Source organism: Streptomyces griseorubiginosus (assembly GCF_001514195.1).
GTDB lineage: Bacteria > Actinomycetota > Actinomycetes > Streptomycetales > Streptomycetaceae > Streptomyces > Streptomyces griseorubiginosus.
In genome coordinates, this window is record NZ_KQ948746.1 from 85,207 (window position 1) to 102,304 (window position 17,098).

A 17,098-nucleotide genomic window follows, 5' to 3' on the forward strand; every position below is an offset into this window, starting at 1 on the left:
GGCTGCTAGGTCGCTGACCGCACCGGCTGTGTTGCGTGCAGCCATGGAGCTCGGCGTTGTCCCTTCCGGGGCCGAGGTGTCGCGGCGGGGTGAAGTGCGGTGGGAGTCGGAGGATCTGGCGTACCTCGGGTGGGTCTCCAAGGACACTGCGGGTATGCTGTCCTGGCACATGAACGTGGGGGACGCCAAGTTCGGCCCAGCTCTGGAGAAGTACGGGCGTATGTCTGTGCCGATTCGTAGCTCAAGTAACGAGATGCCGTGGCCTCAGGCGGTAGACGGCTTGGTGGAGGAGTTTCTTCGGGATGGGTTGGGGCGAGCGACTCACTTCGTAGCTGATCGCACCGACTTGTGTGTACTGCTTTCTTCTTCTGGCGATGTAAAGCGGGGCAATCTCTATGCCTGGCTTCCCGTGGCCAACTATCCAGCTCGCCTCGTACAGGCTCTGCTATTGGCACGTGATATGGGCGCCCTCGACTTGGAGTCCAAAATTCAGGGTCGGCTGAAGCAGGGGCCGATTCGCTTGTCGAACGGAAGGTCGATGGATATTCTGGCGTCGGCCAAAGTGTGGGCGAGTCGATATTCAAGCGCTCTAGGGTTCGACATCCCGGTGTGATGCGTCCCGCATGAAATAGGCGCCCCGCCGAATAGATCATTCGACAGGGGCTCCTATGGCGTTTGATGGCAACGCTGACGGCAGCGTCAGCGGATACCAACGCCTAGCTGCTCGCCAATGGACCCGAATCGCTGAGGCTGACGGCACTGGAGTGGGGGCGGCTGCGGGTCGCGGTCTAGGACGGTCACCCCTACATCCCCGTTCCCTTCACCCGGCCTCCTGGCGATCGCGTTCTGCCGCCTAGAGGGGTGTCGTGGGTGGGTGTGGACCCTTCCATGTGCAGGAGCTTGCCGATGCGTGGGGCGACGGGTCGCTGGGGCGGACTCTTCGGACCGGGGTGTGGGGAAGAGGGATGTGAGGTCCGGCAGTGGACGATGCTCCACTCAGTACGGACCCGCTCTGTATAGAGGGGGGTGAGGCGACGCTCGCCTCACCCCCCTTCTGATGCGCCCCCTCCTCGACCGCGGCCTCCCCCAGGACGTGATCGACGTGCACGCCGCCTGCCGGTACTACTCCGTCATCGAGCTGTAGCAGCTGGGTGAGGTCGGCCCCGTCGAGCTGCGTGAGCGTCTGGAGAGCGTCGTATGGGTCAGTGACGAGGAGTTCGCTGCCTGCGGGCTCGGCCTCGACGACATCGCTGAGCTGCGGCAATGGGCCCTCGACTGGGAGTCGGACCTCGGGTTGCGGATTCTTGAGGAGTATGACGAGGAGCACGTCGAGGAGTAGGGCGCCTCTCAGGGCGGTGACCACTGACGCGGAGGGTTTGGTAACACAAAGTGCCCACGACCTCTCATCCCGCCCCTCCCCGGGGTGAGAGCAACGTTCCTTTCCGGTCACCCGGTGAAACACAGGCAGGAAACGCGTCCTCCCTACCTTCGGGGTCAGTCAGGGAGCAGGAACCCGAGCCCGTCGCACCGTGGAGGCGTCATGACAGCCCCTAGTACAGCCCCCGCACCCCAGAACAGGGGCGGCCGCTGGATCGAGCAGTGGGATCCGGAGGACGAGACCTTCTGGAAGGAGACCGGAGAGAAGGTCGCCAAGCGGAACCTCTACTTCTCCGTCCTCTCCGAGCACATCGGGTTCTCGATCTGGACCCTGTGGTCCGTGCTGGTGCTCTTCATGGGCCCGGAGTACGGGCTGACCCCGGCCGACAAGTTCCTGCTGACCTCGATGGTGACCCTCGTCGGTGCCGTGGTCCGCGTGCCCTACACCTTCGCCGTCGCCCTCTTCGGCGGCCGGAACTGGACGATCATCTCGGCCAGTCTGCTGCTCATCCCCACCGTCGCCGCCTTCGCGGTGATGAAGCCCGGGACCTCCTTCTCCACCTTCCTCGTGGTGGGCCTGCTGGCCGGTATCGGCGGCGGCAACTTCGCCTCCTCCATGACCAACATCAACGCCTTCTTCCCGCTCCGGAAGAAGGGCTGGGCGCTCGGGCTCAACGCCGGCGGCGGCAACATCGGCGTCCCGGTCATCCAGCTGATCGCGCTCGCCATCATCGGCGCCAGCGGCGGACCGCGCCTGCTCCTCGGGATCTACATCCCGCTGATCCTCGTCGCCGCCACCCTCGCCGCGCTCTACATGGACAACCTCTCGTCCGTGAAGAACGACACCGGCGCCGCCAAGGACGCCGCCCGCGACGGCCACACCTGGATCATGTCAGTCCTGTACATCGGAACCTTCGGCTCGTTCATCGGGTACGCCTTCGCCTTCGGGCAGGTCCTCCAGGTCCAGTTCGGCCGCACGCCGCTCCAGGCCGCCTACCTCACCTTCATCGGCCCGCTGCTCGGCTCCCTGATCCGCCCGCTCGGCGGCTGGCTCGCCGACAAGTACGGCGGCGCGAAGATCACCCTCTACAACTACGTCGCCATGGCGGCCGCCACCGGCGTCCTGATCGTCGCCAGCATGGAGAAGTCGCTGCCGCTGTTCGTCAGCGTCTTCGTGGTCCTCTTCGTCCTCAGCGGCCTCGGCAACGGATCGACCTTCAAGATGATCCCCGGCATCTTCCAGAACAAGGCCCTCGCCAAGGGTCTTGAGGGCGAGGAGGCCGTGCTCTACGGCCGGCGCCTCTCCGGTGCCTCCATGGGCCTCATCGGCGCGGTGGGCGCGCTGGGCGGTGTGGGCATCAACCTGGCCTTCCGCCAGTCCTTCCTCAGCAGCGGCTCCGGCACCGGCGCCTTCGTCAGCTTCCTCGCCTACTACGCCCTCTGCTTCGGCATCACCTGGGCCGTATACCTTCGCCGCACCGCCCCCCAGGGGCAGGCCGTGACCGCCGCGGAGGCGAAGCCGCAGCTCAGCTACGCCGAGGTGTGACGTAACACCGACGACATGAACCGGAACCGAGCCTGTCACGAGCCGTTGACAGGCTCGGTCGCCATGTAGGAACGACCGGGTACGAGCAGGTACTACGACTCGAGTGCGGGACGAGAGCCATGTACGAGGAACAGCAGCCAGTAGAGCAGCACGGCCCGCTTGCGGGCTTCACCGTGGGCGTCACGGCCGCGCGTCGGGCGGACGAACTCGGTGCGCTGCTCCAGCGCCGCGGGGCCGCCGTAGTGCATGCGCCGGCCCTGCGGATCGTGCCCCTCGCCGACGACAGCGAACTGCTGGCGGCGACGAAGGACCTGATCGACCAGGCACCGGACGTGGTCGTGGCCACCACCGCGATCGGGTTCCGGGGGTGGGTCGAGGCCGCCGAGGGGTGGGGGCTCGGGGAGGCGCTGCTCGACCGGCTGCGGGGGGTGGAACTCCTCGCGCGCGGGCCCAAGGTCAAGGGGTCGATCCGGGCCGCCGGGCTGACGGAGGAGTGGTCGCCGTCCTCCGAGTCCATGGCCGAGGTGCTCGACCGGCTGCTCGAAGAGGGCGTCGAGGGCCGCCGCGTCGCCATCCAGCTGCACGGGGAGCCGCTGCCCGGGTTCGTGGAGGCGCTGCGGGCCGGAGGAGCGGAGGTCGTCGGGGTGCCGGTGTACCGGTGGATGCCGCCGGAGGACCTCGCGCCGGTGGACCGGTTGCTGGACGCCGCCGTCTCGCGCGGGCTGGACGCGGTGACCTTCACGAGCGCGCCCGCCGCCGCATCCCTGCTGTCGCGCGCCGAGTCCCGCGGCCTGCTGCCCGAGCTGCTCGCCGCGCTCCACCACGACGTGCTGCCGGCCTGTGTCGGCCCGGTCACCGCGCTGCCGTTGCAGGCGCGGGGGGTGGACACGGTGTCGCCCGAACGCTTCCGGCTCGGACCCCTGGTGCAGCTGCTGTGCCAGGAACTGCCCGGGCGCGCCCGCGCGCTGCCCATCGCAGGTCACCGGGTGGAGATCCGGGGCCACGCGGTGCTGGTCGACGGGACGCTGCGGCCGGTGCCGCCGGCGGGCATGTCGTTGCTGCGGGCGTTGTGCCGGCGGCCGGGCTGGGTGGTCTCCCGCGCGGACCTCCTGCGGGCGCTGCCGGGCGCGGGCCGCGACGAGCACGCCGTGGAGACGGCGATGGCCCGTCTGCGGACGGCCCTTGGGGCGCCGAAGCTGATCCAGACGGTGGTGAAGCGGGGCTACCGGCTGGCCCTGGACCCGGCGGCCGACGCGAAGTACGCGGACGCCTAGTCAGTCGGTCCTGGGAGAGGCACCTGCCTTCCCCGTGGCCTTCACCAGCAGCCCCAGCGCCACCGTCAGCAACCCCGCCCGCACCCCGTTCCACACCACCCACGGATCCTCGAACTCCTCGCGGAGCGCGCCGTAGGAGCCGTCGCCCGTGAGCGCGTCGTTGAGGGGGATGTTGAAGGCGACGGTGACCAGGAAGGCCAGGGCGGAGGTCGTGAGGGCCGCCCACACCCACCGTCGGTGGGGCCCACCCCGCGCCTGCCACGCCGCCACCGCCGTGAGGACCGGCGCGCCCAGGAAGCCCAGGAGGAACACCGGGTTCTGGATGACGTCGTTGATGTCACGCATCACCTGGACGTACACGCGGTCGTCGCTGCGGGACAGGGCCGGCATCACGCCGCACGCGAAGACGTAGAAGGCCCCGGCGATCAGTCCGGTGGTGACCGTGGCCGCGCCCAGGACGAGTCGGCCGCTCCTGCTGGTGGTCTGTGTCATGGCTCCCAGTGAAGGCGGCCCGCGGGTGGCCGGACATCGTCGAGACGCGCGGCCCCATGCGGGAACGTCCAGGGTCCGTCCCGGTACGAGGGCTACCGGCGGGGAGGACGGGAGGGCACTGTGGGAGGGAGCCCCGGAACAGCACGGCACAGCCTTGAAGCACCTCACCGACCCCTTCCGGCCGGGGCACCCCTCTAGGCGGTGACAGGCACATGGCACTGGGTACGGCCACGGTCGCGTACGAGCTGCGGTTCGACGCCGGTCGGATCTGTCTCGACCTCCTCGCGACCACCCACCCCGAGGAACGCCTCGACTCGACGGAGGTGCTGTGCGCCTGGATCGTCGGTTCGGGTCTGGTGCCGCGGGGAACCTCGCTGGTCCACACGGACCCCTCCTGGCTGGTCGCCTTCCGTGAACTGCGCGGCTGGACGGACCGGTTGGTCAGGGGCACCCCGGGACCCGGCTACGACCTCGCGCTCGCCCACGTCAACGAGGCCGCCCGGGCCGCGCCCCCGGCCCCGTGCGCGGTCAGCGCCGAGGACGGCACGCTGGTGCGGGAGTTGGACGCTCCGCCGGGCTGCGCGGCCCTGCTCGGGGCCGTCGCCAGGGATGCCGTGGAGCTGCTCACGGACCCCGTCGCGCGGGCCGCGATCAGAGAGTGCGAAGGGGACAACTGCCCCATCGTGTACCTCGATACGTCTCGGGGACGCAGGAGGCGCTGGTGCTCCAGTGAGGTGTGCGGAAACCGGGAAAGAGTGGCCCGGCATCGTCGGCGCGCGGCACTCTCGCGCAGCTGACTGGTCGTTATGTCCCTTCTGTGGAGGGGGTGTCGAAGTGATTTCGATTACATGTTGTTTACTCGCTCAACCTTACGGGCCGTAGTGGCGACCCGGCCCGTGTGGTGGAAATGTGAAGATCGAGCGGCGGGAATGTGCACGCATGTCCCGTCTCGTCACGTCACTCGGAAGAAAACTGTCGTCGCACTTTGAACACCCGACCCCTCCCGTCCGTACCCCTCGTCGAGCGACCGACTGGGGGAACCCCCGGACATCGGAGGTGGGCGTGCGCAAGGATTCTGTCGTGGCCAATGAACGTGGATCGAGGGCCCGACATCGCATGTCCCAGCCCTCGGAACCTGATGAGGAGCTGATGCGTGCCCTGTACCGGGAGCACGCCGGACCTCTCCTTGCGTACGTCCTTCGTCTGGTCGCGGGTGACCGCCAGAGAGCCGAGGACGTGGTGCAGGAAACACTCATCCGTGCCTGGAAGAACGCCGGACAGCTCAATCGAGCGACCGGATCGGTACGCCCCTGGCTGGTGACGGTCGCCCGGCGCATCGTCATCGACGGACACCGCAGCCGGCAGGCCCGGCCGCAGGAGGTCGATCCGTCACCGCTGGAGGTCATCCCCGCGGAGGACGAGATCGACAAGGCGCTGTGGCTGATGACGCTGTCGGACGCGCTCGACGACCTGACCCCGGCCCACCGGGAGGTGCTCGTCGAGACGTACTTCAAGGGGCGTACCGTCAACGAGGCGGCCGAGACACTGGGCATTCCCAGTGGCACCGTCCGCTCGCGGGTCTTCTATGCCCTGCGGTCGATGAAGCTCGCACTGGAGGAGCGGGGGGTGACGGCGTGATGAGTGTGTACGGGGGTAACCAGGGATTCGGCACAGGTGGTTCGGGTATGTCTGGTTCCATGATGGGATCTCCGGTGCCGAACGAGCACGAGACCGTCGGCGCCTACGCTCTCGGGATCCTCGACGACGCCGAGGCCACCGCCTTCGAGGCGCATCTCGCGACCTGCGAATGGTGCGCCCAGCAGCTCGACGAGCTGGCCGGTATGGAACCGATGCTCGCCGCCCTCGCGGACCTGCCGGGCTCCGGCACCCCCGCGATCGGCGAGTCGCTCTCCGCCAAGCCCAGCCCGCGCATCGTCAACAAGCTCGTGGACGAGGTCGCGGAGCGCCGCGCCCAGAAGCGCCGCCGCAGCATGTACATGGTCGCTGCCGCGGCCGCGCTGATCATCGGCGGTCCGATCGTCGCGACCGCGGTGAGCGGCGGCGGCGACTCGGGCGGCGGGTCCAAGTCGGGCCAGGTCCTCGCGGCCACCCCGCAGGAACTCTTCAACTCCATGCCCGACAAGGTGTCGGCGACCGACTCCAAGACCGGCGTCAGCGCGACCGTCGCCATGGCGCAGAAGAACTGGGGCACCTCCCTCGGCCTGGAGCTCAAGGGCGTCAAGGGACCGCTCAAGTGCTCCCTGATCGCGGTGGGCACCAACGGCGAGCGCTGGACGGCCTCCACCTGGTCCGTCGGCAAGTGGGGCTACGGCATCCCGAACGGGAAGACCGAGGAGTCCAAGAAGCCGCTCTACATCGGCGGTGCGGTCGCCCCGGCCCAGAACGAGATCGACCACTTCGAGGTCGTCGACTCCGACGGCAACAAGCTCGTCCAGGTCGACGCGTAACTTCCCGCCGGGCCCCCCTTCGCGTACGGTTGACGGCTGCCCAGCACGTCAGAAGGGGGCCCGGTGGCCGCTCAGGCTCAACAATCCGCGGTCGGCTCGGTTCAGGACTCGATTCGGGACCGCGAGATCGGCGTCGAACAGGAACATCTGGACCGGGTCTACCGGCGCCTCGAGGAGAAGATCCACGAGGCGGAGTTCCTGATGAACGACGCGGCCAAGCGCGGCCAGGTCGGCACGCCCGGCGCGCTCGCCGAGCGGGACGCCCAGGTCTTCCGGGCCGGAGTGCACCTGAACCGGCTCAACAACGAGTTCGAGGACTTCCTCTTCGGCCGTATCGACCTGCTCCTCGGCAAGGACGGCAAGAAGGGCCCCGACGGCGCCTACACCGCCGTCGAACCCGCCGAGGGCGCGGTCCGCGAGGACAACACCGCGGACATCGCGGAGACCCTGCACATCGGCCGGATCGGGGTCCTCGACTCCGAGTACGCACCCCTCGTCATCGACTGGCGGGCCCCCGCCGCGGCCCCCTTCTACAGGTCCACTCCGGTGGATCCCGGGCGTGTCGTACGACGCCGGGTCATCCGCTCCAAGGGCCGCAAGGTCCTCGGCGTCGAGGACGACCTCATGCGCCCCGAGCTCAAGGCCTTCCTCGACGGCCACGAACTGCCCGTCATCGGCGACGGCGCCCTCATGGCCGCGCTCGGCCAGGCCCGCAGCCACACCATGCGGGACATCGTCGCCTCCATCCAGGCCGAGCAGGACCTGGTCATCCGGGCCCCCGCCGCGTCCGTGACCTACGTCGAGGGCGGACCCGGCACCGGCAAGACCGCCGTCGCCCTGCACCGCGCCGCCTACCTCCTCTACCAGGACCGGCGCCGCTACTCCGGCGGCATCCTCATCGTCTCGCCCACCCCCCTGCTGGTCGCCTACACCGAGGGCGTGCTGCCCTCCCTCGGCGAGGAGGGCCAGGTCGCCATCCGGGCGATCGGCTCCCTGGTCGACGGCGTCGAGGCCACCCTGTACGACTCCCCGGCCGTGGCCCGCGCCAAGGGCTCCTACCGGATGCTGAAGGTGCTGCGGAAGGCGGCACGGGGAGCGCTGGAGCTGGGCGCGGAGGGTTCCGGCGGCACCCCCGGCCGGTCCTCCGACTCCGGGCAACTCTCCTTCGGTGACACCGGTGACTTCGACGGCGGCGACGGGGAAGGGGAGGGTGCCGGTACCGCCGTATCCCCGAAGGCCGGGCCCCCCACGCGGCTGCGCGTGGTCGCGTTCGGGCGGAGGCTGGAGCTGGAGGCGGACGAGCTGGAGCGGATCCGGCGCACCGCTCTCGGCGGCACCGCGCCCGTCAACCTGCTGCGGCCCCGGGCCCGCAAGCTGCTGCTGGACGCGCTGTGGGCGCGGTCCGGGGCGGGCAGCCGGCACACCGATCCCGAGCTGGCCGCCGAGCTGCGGTCCTCGTTCGACGAGGACGTCGCGAGCGAGGACAGCTTCGTCGAGTTCCTCGACGCCTGGTGGCCGGAGCTCACCCCGAAGGCCGTCCTCGCCGCCATGGCCGACGAGCGGCGCCTCGGCCGCTGGGCCCGCCGCATCCTCAACCCCGGCGAGGTCCGCAGGGTCGCCCGCTCGCTGCGCCGCGACGGCCTGACCGTGCACGACATCGCCATGCTCGACGAGCTCCAGGCGGTGCTTGGCGCCCCCGCCCGCCCGCGCAAGCGGCGCGAGCTGGACCCGCTCGACCAGCTCACCGGTCTGGAGGAGCTGATGCCGGTGCGGGAGGAGTCCCAGCGCGAGCGGGCCGAGCGGCTCGCCCAGGAGCGGGTCGAGTACGCCCATGTCATCGTCGACGAGGCCCAGGACCTCACGCCCATGCAGTGGCGCATGGTCGGCCGCCGTGGCCGGCACGCCACCTGGACGGTCGTCGGGGACCCGGCGCAGTCCTCCTGGTCCGACCCCGACGAGGCCGCCGAGGCCCGCGACGAGGCCCTCGGCACCCGCCCCCGCCGCCGCTTCCAGCTGACGGTGAACTACCGCAACCCCTCCGAGATCGCGGACCTCGCGGCGAAGGTGCTGGCGCTGGCGATGCCGGGTGCCGAGTCGCCGAGGGCCGTCCGGTCCACCGGCGTCGAGCCGCGCTTCACGGTCGTGCGGAAGACGCTGGGGGAGACGGTCCGCGAGGAGGCCGCCCGTCTCCTCGGGCTCGTGGACGGGACCGTCGGTGTCGTCGTCGCCATGAACCGGCGCGAGGAGGCGGCCCGCTGGCTCACCGGACTCGGCGACCGGGTCGTCGCGCTCGGCAGCCTGGAGGCCAAGGGCCTGGAGTACGACGCGACGGTCGTCGTCTCCCCGGCCGAGATCGCCGACGAGTCGCCGGCCGGACTGCGCGTGCTCTACGTCGCCCTCACCCGCGCGACCCAGCAGCTGACGGTCGTCTCCGCGGACCGGGACCAGCCAAACCCCGAAGGGGTCCCCGATCTGCTGAGAGATTGAACTCGCGCTACGGGAATGGTCTTTCGGGATCCGTTTGTTAGCCTGGATGTGACACCGGCCCGATCCAAGCCCCCGGGCCCAACCTTCGTCCCTCAGAGGGACCACTTGCCGCGAGGCGAGCATGGCGGGTCGGTGTCACTGACTTGAGGAAGAGGCCCACGTCCATGTGACGTGGGCCTCTTTCTCATGGCCCGCCGCATGAACAAAACGTTCGCAATCCGGGGCGGCTAACGCCTACCCGGCAGTAGGTGCGACCATCGGACGGCAATCCAGCTCCGCAGGTGAAAGCAGAGGAAGTCGGCCATGGCAACGGCGCCCAGCGTCTCCTACTCGATGACGGTCCGGCTGGAGGTGCCCGCGAGCGGAACCGCCGTATCGCAGCTCACCACCGCCGTGGAGTCCTCCGGAGGCTCGGTGACCGGCCTCGACGTCACCGCCTCCGGTCACGAGAAGCTCCGGATCGACGTCACGATCGCGGCCAGCTCCACCAAGCACGCGGACGAGATCGTCGAGGAGCTGCGCCAGATCGAGGGCGTCACCCTCGGCAAGGTCTCCGACCGTACGTTCCTCATGCACCTCGGCGGCAAGATCGAGATGGCGTCCAAGCACCCCATCCGCAACCGCGACGACCTCTCCATGATCTACACCCCGGGCGTGGCCCGCGTGTGCATGGCGATCGCCGAGAACCCCGAGGACGCCCGCCGCCTCACCATCAAGCGGAACTCCGTTGCGGTCGTGACGGACGGCTCGGCCGTGCTGGGCCTCGGCAACATCGGCCCCAAGGCCGCCCTGCCGGTCATGGAGGGCAAGGCGGCCCTCTTCAAGCGCTTCGCCGGCATCGACGCCTGGCCGCTGTGCCTGGACACCCAGGACACCGACCAGATCGTCGAGATCGTCAAGGCGATCGCGCCCGGGTTCGCCGGCATCAACCTCGAGGACATCTCCGCCCCGCGCTGCTTCGAGATCGAGGCCCGGCTCCGTGAGGCCCTCGACATCCCCGTCTTCCACGACGACCAGCACGGCACCGCGATCGTCGTCCTCGCCGCCCTGACGAACGCACTTCGCGTCACCGGCAAGGCAATTGAGAACATCCGGGTCGTCATGTCCGGCGCCGGCGCGGCCGGTACCGCGATCCTCAAGCTGCTGATCGCGGCCGGCGTCAAGAACGCCGTCGTCGCCGACATCCACGGGGTGGTGCACGCGGGCCGCGAGGACCTCGTGGACGCCGCTCCCGGTTCGGCGCTGCGCTGGATCGCGGACAACACCAACCCCGAGAACCTGACGGGCACGCTGAAGGAGGCCGTGCGCGGCGCCGACGTCTTCATCGGCGTCTCCGCCCCGAACGTCCTGGACGGCGACGACGTGGCCGCCATGGCCGAGGGCGCGATCGTGTTCGCGCTCGCGAATCCCGACCCCGAGGTCGACCCGGCGATCGCCCGTCAGACGGCGGCCGTCGTGGCCACCGGCCGCTCCGACTTCCCGAACCAGATCAACAACGTGCTGGTCTTCCCGGGTGTCTTCCGCGGTCTGCTGGACGCGCAGTCCCGGACGGTCAACACCGAGATGATGCTCGCGGCCGCGAAGGCGCTCGCCGACGTCGTCACCCAGGACGAGCTGAACCCGAACTACATCATCCCGAGCGTCTTCAACGACAAGGTCGCGGGCGCGGTGGCGGGTGCGGTGCGGGACGCGGCGAAGGCGGCGGGGGCGACGGCCTAGGCCGTCGGGGCGACGGGTCGGGCCGTCAGGGCGACGGTCCAGGCCGCCAGGGCGACGGTCCGGGGCCCGCGTGCCGGTGCCGGGACGCCGCGTCTACAGTGGACGTCGTATGTTTGTTCGGCTGTGAGGATCGCCACGGTGGCCCTCCGGCCCGGCGCGTCGCGGAACCGGGCGCTTCGCGCCACCCTCTAGGGTGGCGCCACGCCCAGGCCTCTGTTCGTGTGACCCCCTAGGGTGTTCATGCGAGTCCTACGGGTGCCGGATTGGCTTTCCCGCAGCAGGTAGGGGCAGGATGCGTCCCTGGGCGCGAGCGCATCGGCTTCGCTGTGCCTCGTGTGCGGCACCGCCGCGAGGCACACCCCAACGGCAAGAAGAACACGGGAGTAACAACATGAACCGCAGTGAGCTGGTGGCCGCGCTGGCCGACCGCGCCGAGGTGACCCGCAAGGACGCCGACGCCGTTCTGGCCGCGTTCGCCGAGACCGTCGGCGAGATCGTCGCCAAGGGTGACGAGAAGGTCACCATCCCCGGCTTCCTGACCTTCGAGCGCACCCACCGTGCCGCTCGCACCGCGCGCAACCCGCAGACCGGCGACCCGATCCAGATCCCGGCCGGCTACAGCGTCAAGGTTTCGGCGGGCTCCAAGCTCAAGGAAGCCGCCAAGGGCAAGTAAGCGCTCCGCTTCGAGCGCCGGGTGACTGTGCGCTCCGCTTCGAGCGCCGGGTGACTGCGGGCCGTCCTTCGGCTGACGGGACCGCCGTGGCCGGCCGCGCAGTTCCCCGCGCCCCTGAGGGGCGCCCCTGATGACGCCGATGGGGCGGTCACCCGAGTCCGGGTGACCGCCCCATCGGCGTTTCTACGACTGCTGCTAGCCGAGTGCCTTTACTGCTAGCCGAGTGCCTTGCCGGGCAGTTCGACCTTCGCGCCGAGCTCCACGAGCTTCTCCATGCTGTGCCTGCCCGGGGGATGACCCCCGGACCCCCAGCCGACGGCGGAGTGCCCCGGGCCGGCGCGACGCGGCAGGTGGCTACCCGAGTGCCTTGCCCGGCAGTTCGACCTTCGCGCCCAGTTCCACGAGCTTCTCCATGAAGTTCTCGTAGCCGCGGTTGATGAGGTCGATGCCGTGGACTCGGGACGTGCCCTGGGCCGCCAGGGCGGCGATCAGGTAGGAGAAGCCGCCTCGGAGGTCGGGGATGACCAGGTCGGCGCCCTGGAGCTTGGTGGGGCCCGAGACGACCGCCGAGTGCAGGAAGTTGCGCTGGCCGAAGCGGCAGTCGGAGCCGCCCAGGCACTCGCGGTACAGCTGGATGTGTGCACCCATCTGGTTGAGCGCGGAGGTGAAGCCGAGGCGGGACTCGTACACCGTCTCGTGGATGATCGACAGACCCGTGGCCTGCGTGAGGGCGACCACCAGCGGCTGCTGCCAGTCCGTCTGGAAGCCCGGGTGCACGTCCGTCTCCAGCGCGATGGACTTCAACTGGCCACCGGGGTGCCAGAAGCGGATGCCCTCGTCGTCGATCTCGAAGGCACCGCCCACCTTCCGGTAGGTGTTCAGGAACGTCATCATCGAGCGCTGCTGCGCGCCGCGGACGTAGATGTTGCCCTCGGTCGCGAGCGCGGCGGACGCCCAGGAGGCGGCCTCCAGACGGTCCGGCAGCGCGCGGTGGTTGTAGCCGCCGAGCCGGTCCACACCCGTGATGCGGATCGTCCGGTCGGTGTCCATCGCGATGATGGCGCCCATCTTCTGGAGCACGCAGATGAGGTCCTCGATCTCCGGCTCCACCGCCGCGTTCGAGAGCTCGGTGACGCCCTCGGCGAGCACGGCCGTCAGCAGCACCTGCTCGGTCGCGCCCACCGACGGGTACGGCAGCTTGATCTTCGTGCCGCGCAACCGCCGCGGCGCCTCCAGGAACTGCCCGTCCGCGCGCTTCTCGATCGTCGCGCCGAACTGCCGCAGCACCTCGAAGTGGAAGTCGATGGGCCGGCCGCCGATGTCACAGCCGCCGAGGCCGGGGATGAAGGCGTGCCCGAGCCGGTGCAGCAGCGGGCCGCACAGCAGGATCGGGATCCGGCTGGAACCCGCGTGGGCATCGATGTCAGCGACGTTGGCGCTCTCGACATGCGTCGGGTCCATCACCAGCTCGCCCGGTTCCTCACCCGGACGGACCGTCACGCCATGCAGTTGCAGCAGTCCGCGTACGACCCGCACGTCACGGATGTCCGGAACGTTGCGCAGTCGACTCGGCTCGCTGCCCAGCAGGGCGGCGACCATGGCCTTCGGTACGAGGTTCTTCGCACCGCGGACACGGATCTCGCCCTCCAGCGGGGTTCCGCCGTGGACAAGCAGTACGTCGTCAGAGCCGTTGACGGTCATGTATCTCGCGTTCCGATGAGTCGGGCAGGGGCCAGAAGGGAAAGGGTAATCGCCGCCCACCCCCCTTCTGTAAGCCCAAGTGCCGCCCAGCCACGTCATAGCTCTGTCACAACACGAACCGCTAGGTGCCGGGCACATGGGGTCACGAGCGCCTGGCGTGCGCTCACGGCGCATCGTTGCGCTCTGAGCTGCATCCACTCCCCGAGACGCATTGCCTCCCCACGCGAAGGGAAGATGCGGGATCATGTCTGGCATGACCGAGGTGTCCTCGCTCACAGGGCGGTTGCTCGTGGCAACGCCCGCCCTGGCGGACCCGAACTTCGACCGTGCGGTGGTGCTTCTCCTCGACCACGACGAGGAGGGCTCGCTCGGCGTCGTCCTCAACCGTCCCACCCCGGTGGACGTGGGCGACATCCTGGAGGGCTGGGCCGACCTCGCGGGCGAGCCCGGGGTCGTCTTCCAGGGAGGCCCGGTCTCCCTGGACTCCGCCCTGGGGGTCGCCGTCATACCCGGCGGCGGCGCGGTCGACGGAGCCCCGCTGGGCTGGCGCAGAGTCCACGGCGCGATCGGACTGGTCGACCTGGAGGCTCCGCCCGAGCTGCTCGCCTCGGCCCTCGGCAGCCTGCGCATCTTCGCCGGATACGCCGGCTGGGGGCCCGGCCAGCTGGAGGACGAGCTGGTGGAGGGCGCCTGGTACGTCGTCGAGTCGGAACCCGGCGACGTCTCCTCGCCGGCCCCGGAAAGACTCTGGCGCGAGGTGCTGCGCCGCCAGCGCAACGAGCTCGCGATGGTGGCCACCTACGCGGACGACCCTTCGCTCAACTGATGGGTGTGACCTTCAGTACCCTTGGCCGTATGAGCACTCTCGAGCCCGAGCGCGGGACTGGTACGGGGACCCTCGTCGAGCCCACGCCGCAGACTTCCCACGGCGACGGCGACCACGAGCGCTTCGCCCACTACGTCCAGAAGGACAAGATCATGGCGAGCGCCCTGGACGGGACTCCCGTCGTGGCGCTCTGCGGCAAGGTGTGGGTACCGGGCCGCGATCCCAAGAAGTACCCCGTGTGTCCCATGTGCAAGGAGATCTACGAGTCCATGGGTTCCGGGGACGACGAGGGTGGCGACAAGTAGTCCGGCCGCCCGACCGAGCTTCACAGGGCCCCTGGGGTGCGTACGTGCGCCCCGGGGGCTTTCTTGCGTCACGGTCTCGCGTCACGGTTCTTGTGCCACGGTTCATGCGTCAAAGATTGGCCTAGACCTCTTGTGGCGAGGCTGCGTGAGATCTAGCCTCTGTTGCGTTGAGCGGAATTCCGGTTGCGTGCGGTGCAACGCGTGCGGGGGGTGCTGCATGAAGACGGGCAGCCGGATTTCGGTCGTATTTCGGCGACCACCATGACGTGATTCCGGTTCCGCTTCCGAACCGTCCTGTCGATCATGTTTCCGCTTGCGGCGGATTACGTTCGCGCTCCTCCCGCCCGGGCCGACGGGATTTCCTCTCCGTCAAGTCGTCCGGTATCGGCGGCACTTCGCAGTCGACGCCGCCGATGCCCTGCTGGTGTTCTTCGTACTCGTACAGCGACGCCCGGTCCCCCGGCCGGGCGGAGCGGTTAAGGACTGACGTGACTTCGCTGGCAGAACTGATTCCCGCGCCGCGCGCCGTCGAGGGACCCACCCGCTGCGGCTTCGTGTTCGGGCCGGAAACCACCCTGTGGGGTGCGCCGGGCACCGAGAACACGCAGCGCTGGCTGCGCGCCACGCTCGGCGCCGCCCTCGCACTGCCCCTGGCGCCCGGACCAGAGGGCGCCGAGAACGCGCTCACGCTGCGCCTCGACGACACCCTCGACCCGGAGGGCTACCGCCTGACGGTCACCGCCGACCAGGGCGTCGACATCACCGGCGGCGGCCCGGCCGGTGTGTTCTGGGGTGCCCAGTCGCTCCGCCAACTCCTCGGCCCCGACGCCTTCCGGCGCGCGCCCGTCTCCCCGCACCTCCGGTACGGCGTCCAGCACCAGACCGTCGAGGACGCCCCGCGCTTCCGCTGGCGCGGCCTGATGCTCGACGTGGCACGGCACTTCATGCCCAAGGACGGTGTCCTGCGCTACCTCGATCTGATGGCCGCGCACAAACTCAACGTCTTCCACTTCCACTTGACGGACGACCAGGGCTGGCGCGTCGAGATCAAGAGGTACCCCCGGCTCACCGGAGTGGGCTCCTGGCGGACGCGTACCAGAATCGGCCACGGGGCCTCACCGCTGTGGGAGGAGAAGCCGCACGGGGGCTACTACACCCAGGACGACATCCGCGAGATCGTCGCCTACGCCGCCGAACGGCATATCACCGTCGTCCCCGAAATCGACGTACCCGGACACTCGCAGGCCGCGATCAGCGCGTACCCGGAACTCGGCAACACCGATGTCATCGACACGTCCTCCCTCTCGGTCATGGACAGCTGGGGCATCTCCGCAAACGTACTCGCCCCCACTGACAACACCCTGCGCTTCTACGAGGGGGTGTTCGAGGAACTCCTGGAGCTGTTCCCTTCGGAGTTCATCCATGTCGGGGGCGACGAATGCCTCAAGGACCAGTGGAAGCAGTCGCCCACCGCGCAGGCCCGTATCCGGGAACTCGGACTCGCGGACGAGGACGGCCTCCAGTCCTGGTTCATCGGCCACTTCGACGCCTGGCTGACCGCGCGCGGGAGAAGGCTCATCGGCTGGGACGAGATCCTGGAGGGCGGGCTCGCCGCGGGCGCGGCCGTCTCCTCCTGGCGCGGCTACGCGGGCGGGATCGCCGCCGCGCGCTCGGGCCACGACGTCGTCATGTGCCCCGAGCAGCACGTCTACTTGGACCACCGCCAGGACGCCGGCGAGGACGAGCCGGTGCCGATCGGCTACGTCCGCACCCTGGAGGACGTGTACCGCTTCGAGCCCGTTCCACCGCAGCTGACCCCGGCGGAGGCCGACCGCGTCCTCGGTACGCAGGCCAACCTGTGGACCGAGGTGATGGAGGACCACGCGCGCGTGGACTACCAGGCGTTCCCCCGGCTCGCGGCCTTCGCCGAGGTGGCCTGGAGCGCCCTGCCCGCCCCGGCGGAACGGGACTTCGCCGCCTTCGAGCGGCGGATGGCCGTCCACTACGAGCGACTTGACGCCCTGGGGGTCGGCTACCGGCCGCCCACGGGTCCCCTGCCGTGGCAGAAGCGACCCGGAGTGCTCGGCAGGCCCGTCGAAGGGGCACCCCCGAACAGGTAGGGGAAAAAGACCTCAAGTGTCACCGAAGAGTGTCAATCGGTGCGTGCCGGTGATGCCGTGCGAAAACGGACCATCTCCCTGATGGGGTGGGCGAATGCCGCCGAACGCCT

At 69.5% G+C, this 17,098-nt stretch carries 14 protein-coding genes; 12 read left to right on the forward strand and 2 right to left on the reverse strand.

Features of this window, described 5'->3' with window-relative positions:
* Positions 1-154 precede the first annotated feature (154 nt).
* The 3 genes from AQJ54_RS45860 (at position 155) to AQJ54_RS38395 (ending at position 4,197) form a co-directional block, all read left to right on the forward strand.
* Entirely contained in the window at positions 155-613 is a 459-nt protein-coding gene (locus AQJ54_RS45860; RefSeq protein WP_159055605.1) for a hypothetical protein, read from the forward strand.
* Between the two features lie 927 nt (positions 614-1,540).
* Positions 1,541-2,923, forward strand: coding sequence for a nitrate/nitrite transporter (locus AQJ54_RS38390; protein WP_062031538.1), 1,383 nt, complete (start codon positions 1,541-1,543; stop codon positions 2,921-2,923).
* A gap of 119 nt (positions 2,924-3,042) precedes the next feature.
* Positions 3,043-4,197 carry a uroporphyrinogen-III synthase gene (locus AQJ54_RS38395; protein ID WP_062031536.1) on the forward strand — a complete coding sequence of 385 codons (1,155 nt, stop codon included), beginning with the start codon at positions 3,043-3,045 and terminating at the stop codon, positions 4,195-4,197.
* Here AQJ54_RS38395 and AQJ54_RS38400 read toward each other — a convergent pair whose 3' ends face one another.
* On the reverse strand, positions 4,198-4,689 hold the full coding sequence (locus AQJ54_RS38400) for an anthrone oxygenase family protein (protein WP_062245680.1): 492 nt from the start codon (positions 4,687-4,689) through the stop codon (positions 4,198-4,200).
* 212 nt (positions 4,690-4,901) lie between these two features.
* Between AQJ54_RS38400 and AQJ54_RS38405 the strand changes: the two genes are divergently transcribed.
* The 6 genes from AQJ54_RS38405 to AQJ54_RS38430 all read left to right on the forward strand — a co-directional run bounded on the left by AQJ54_RS38405 (position 4,902) and on the right by AQJ54_RS38430 (position 12,036).
* Positions 4,902-5,486 (forward strand): CGNR zinc finger domain-containing protein, encoded by a 585-nt coding sequence (locus tag AQJ54_RS38405; RefSeq protein ID WP_062245682.1) that lies wholly within the window; start codon positions 4,902-4,904, stop codon positions 5,484-5,486.
* 319 nt (positions 5,487-5,805) lie between these two features.
* Positions 5,806-6,327, forward strand: coding sequence for a sigma-70 family RNA polymerase sigma factor (locus AQJ54_RS38410; RefSeq protein ID WP_010039908.1), 522 nt, complete (start codon positions 5,806-5,808; stop codon positions 6,325-6,327).
* A 47-nt stretch (positions 6,328-6,374) separates the two neighbouring features.
* A complete protein-coding gene (locus tag AQJ54_RS38415) occupies positions 6,375-7,157 on the forward strand; it encodes an anti-sigma factor family protein (protein ID WP_279389315.1) in 783 nt (260 codons plus the stop codon).
* A gap of 63 nt (positions 7,158-7,220) precedes the next feature.
* Positions 7,221-9,644, forward strand: coding sequence for a HelD family protein (locus tag AQJ54_RS38420; RefSeq protein WP_062245684.1), 2,424 nt, complete (start codon positions 7,221-7,223; stop codon positions 9,642-9,644).
* Positions 9,645-9,947: 303 nt separating this feature from the next.
* The gene (locus tag AQJ54_RS38425; RefSeq protein WP_062245686.1) at positions 9,948-11,363 is read left to right on the forward strand and encodes an NAD-dependent malic enzyme; all 1,416 of its coding nucleotides are present in this window, start codon (positions 9,948-9,950) and stop codon (positions 11,361-11,363) included.
* Between the two features lie 391 nt (positions 11,364-11,754).
* Entirely contained in the window at positions 11,755-12,036 is a 282-nt protein-coding gene (locus tag AQJ54_RS38430; protein ID WP_007382399.1) for an HU family DNA-binding protein, read from the forward strand.
* Positions 12,037-12,390: 354 nt separating this feature from the next.
* Here AQJ54_RS38430 and murA read toward each other — a convergent pair whose 3' ends face one another.
* A complete protein-coding gene (gene murA / locus AQJ54_RS38435) occupies positions 12,391-13,737 on the reverse strand; it encodes a UDP-N-acetylglucosamine 1-carboxyvinyltransferase (RefSeq protein WP_062031524.1) in 1,347 nt (448 codons plus the stop codon).
* 253 nt (positions 13,738-13,990) lie between these two features.
* On the opposite strand from murA, the gene AQJ54_RS38440 reads away from it, so the two are divergent.
* From AQJ54_RS38440 to AQJ54_RS38450, 3 genes are all read left to right on the forward strand, one after another.
* On the forward strand, positions 13,991-14,563 hold the full coding sequence (locus tag AQJ54_RS38440) for a YqgE/AlgH family protein (RefSeq protein WP_062031521.1): 573 nt from the start codon (positions 13,991-13,993) through the stop codon (positions 14,561-14,563).
* 29 nt (positions 14,564-14,592) lie between these two features.
* Positions 14,593-14,868, forward strand: coding sequence for a DUF3039 domain-containing protein (locus tag AQJ54_RS38445; RefSeq protein WP_028809870.1), 276 nt, complete (start codon positions 14,593-14,595; stop codon positions 14,866-14,868).
* Between the two features lie 488 nt (positions 14,869-15,356).
* Positions 15,357-16,988: a beta-N-acetylhexosaminidase gene (locus AQJ54_RS38450; RefSeq protein ID WP_062245689.1), complete on the forward strand. Its 1,632-nt coding sequence runs from the start codon at positions 15,357-15,359 to the stop codon at positions 16,986-16,988.
* The last annotated feature ends 110 nt before the right edge of the window (positions 16,989-17,098 follow it).

Bases quoted from the DNA above. Each gene is read 5' to 3' on its own strand.
- AQJ54_RS45860 (WP_159055605.1), top strand. From the start codon at position 155: ATGCTGTCCTGGCACATGAACGTGGGGGACGCCAAGTTCGGCCCAGCT.
- AQJ54_RS38410 (WP_010039908.1), top strand. From the start codon at position 5,806: ATGTCCCAGCCCTCGGAACCTGATGAGGAGCTGATGCGTGCCCTGTAC.
- AQJ54_RS38445 (WP_028809870.1), top strand. From the start codon at position 14,593: ATGAGCACTCTCGAGCCCGAGCGCGGGACTGGTACGGGGACCCTCGTC.
- AQJ54_RS38395 (WP_062031536.1), top strand. From the start codon at position 3,043: ATGTACGAGGAACAGCAGCCAGTAGAGCAGCACGGCCCGCTTGCGGGC.
- AQJ54_RS38390 (WP_062031538.1), top strand. From the start codon at position 1,541: ATGACAGCCCCTAGTACAGCCCCCGCACCCCAGAACAGGGGCGGCCGC.
- AQJ54_RS38425 (WP_062245686.1), top strand. From the start codon at position 9,948: ATGGCAACGGCGCCCAGCGTCTCCTACTCGATGACGGTCCGGCTGGAG.
- AQJ54_RS38400 (WP_062245680.1), bottom strand. From the start codon at position 4,689: ATGACACAGACCACCAGCAGGAGCGGCCGACTCGTCCTGGGCGCGGCC.
- murA (WP_062031524.1), bottom strand. From the start codon at position 13,737: ATGACCGTCAACGGCTCTGACGACGTACTGCTTGTCCACGGCGGAACC.
- AQJ54_RS38440 (WP_062031521.1), top strand. From the start codon at position 13,991: ATGACCGAGGTGTCCTCGCTCACAGGGCGGTTGCTCGTGGCAACGCCC.
- AQJ54_RS38415 (WP_279389315.1), top strand. From the start codon at position 6,375: ATGTCTGGTTCCATGATGGGATCTCCGGTGCCGAACGAGCACGAGACC.
- AQJ54_RS38430 (WP_007382399.1), top strand. From the start codon at position 11,755: ATGAACCGCAGTGAGCTGGTGGCCGCGCTGGCCGACCGCGCCGAGGTG.
- AQJ54_RS38405 (WP_062245682.1), top strand. From the start codon at position 4,902: ATGGCACTGGGTACGGCCACGGTCGCGTACGAGCTGCGGTTCGACGCC.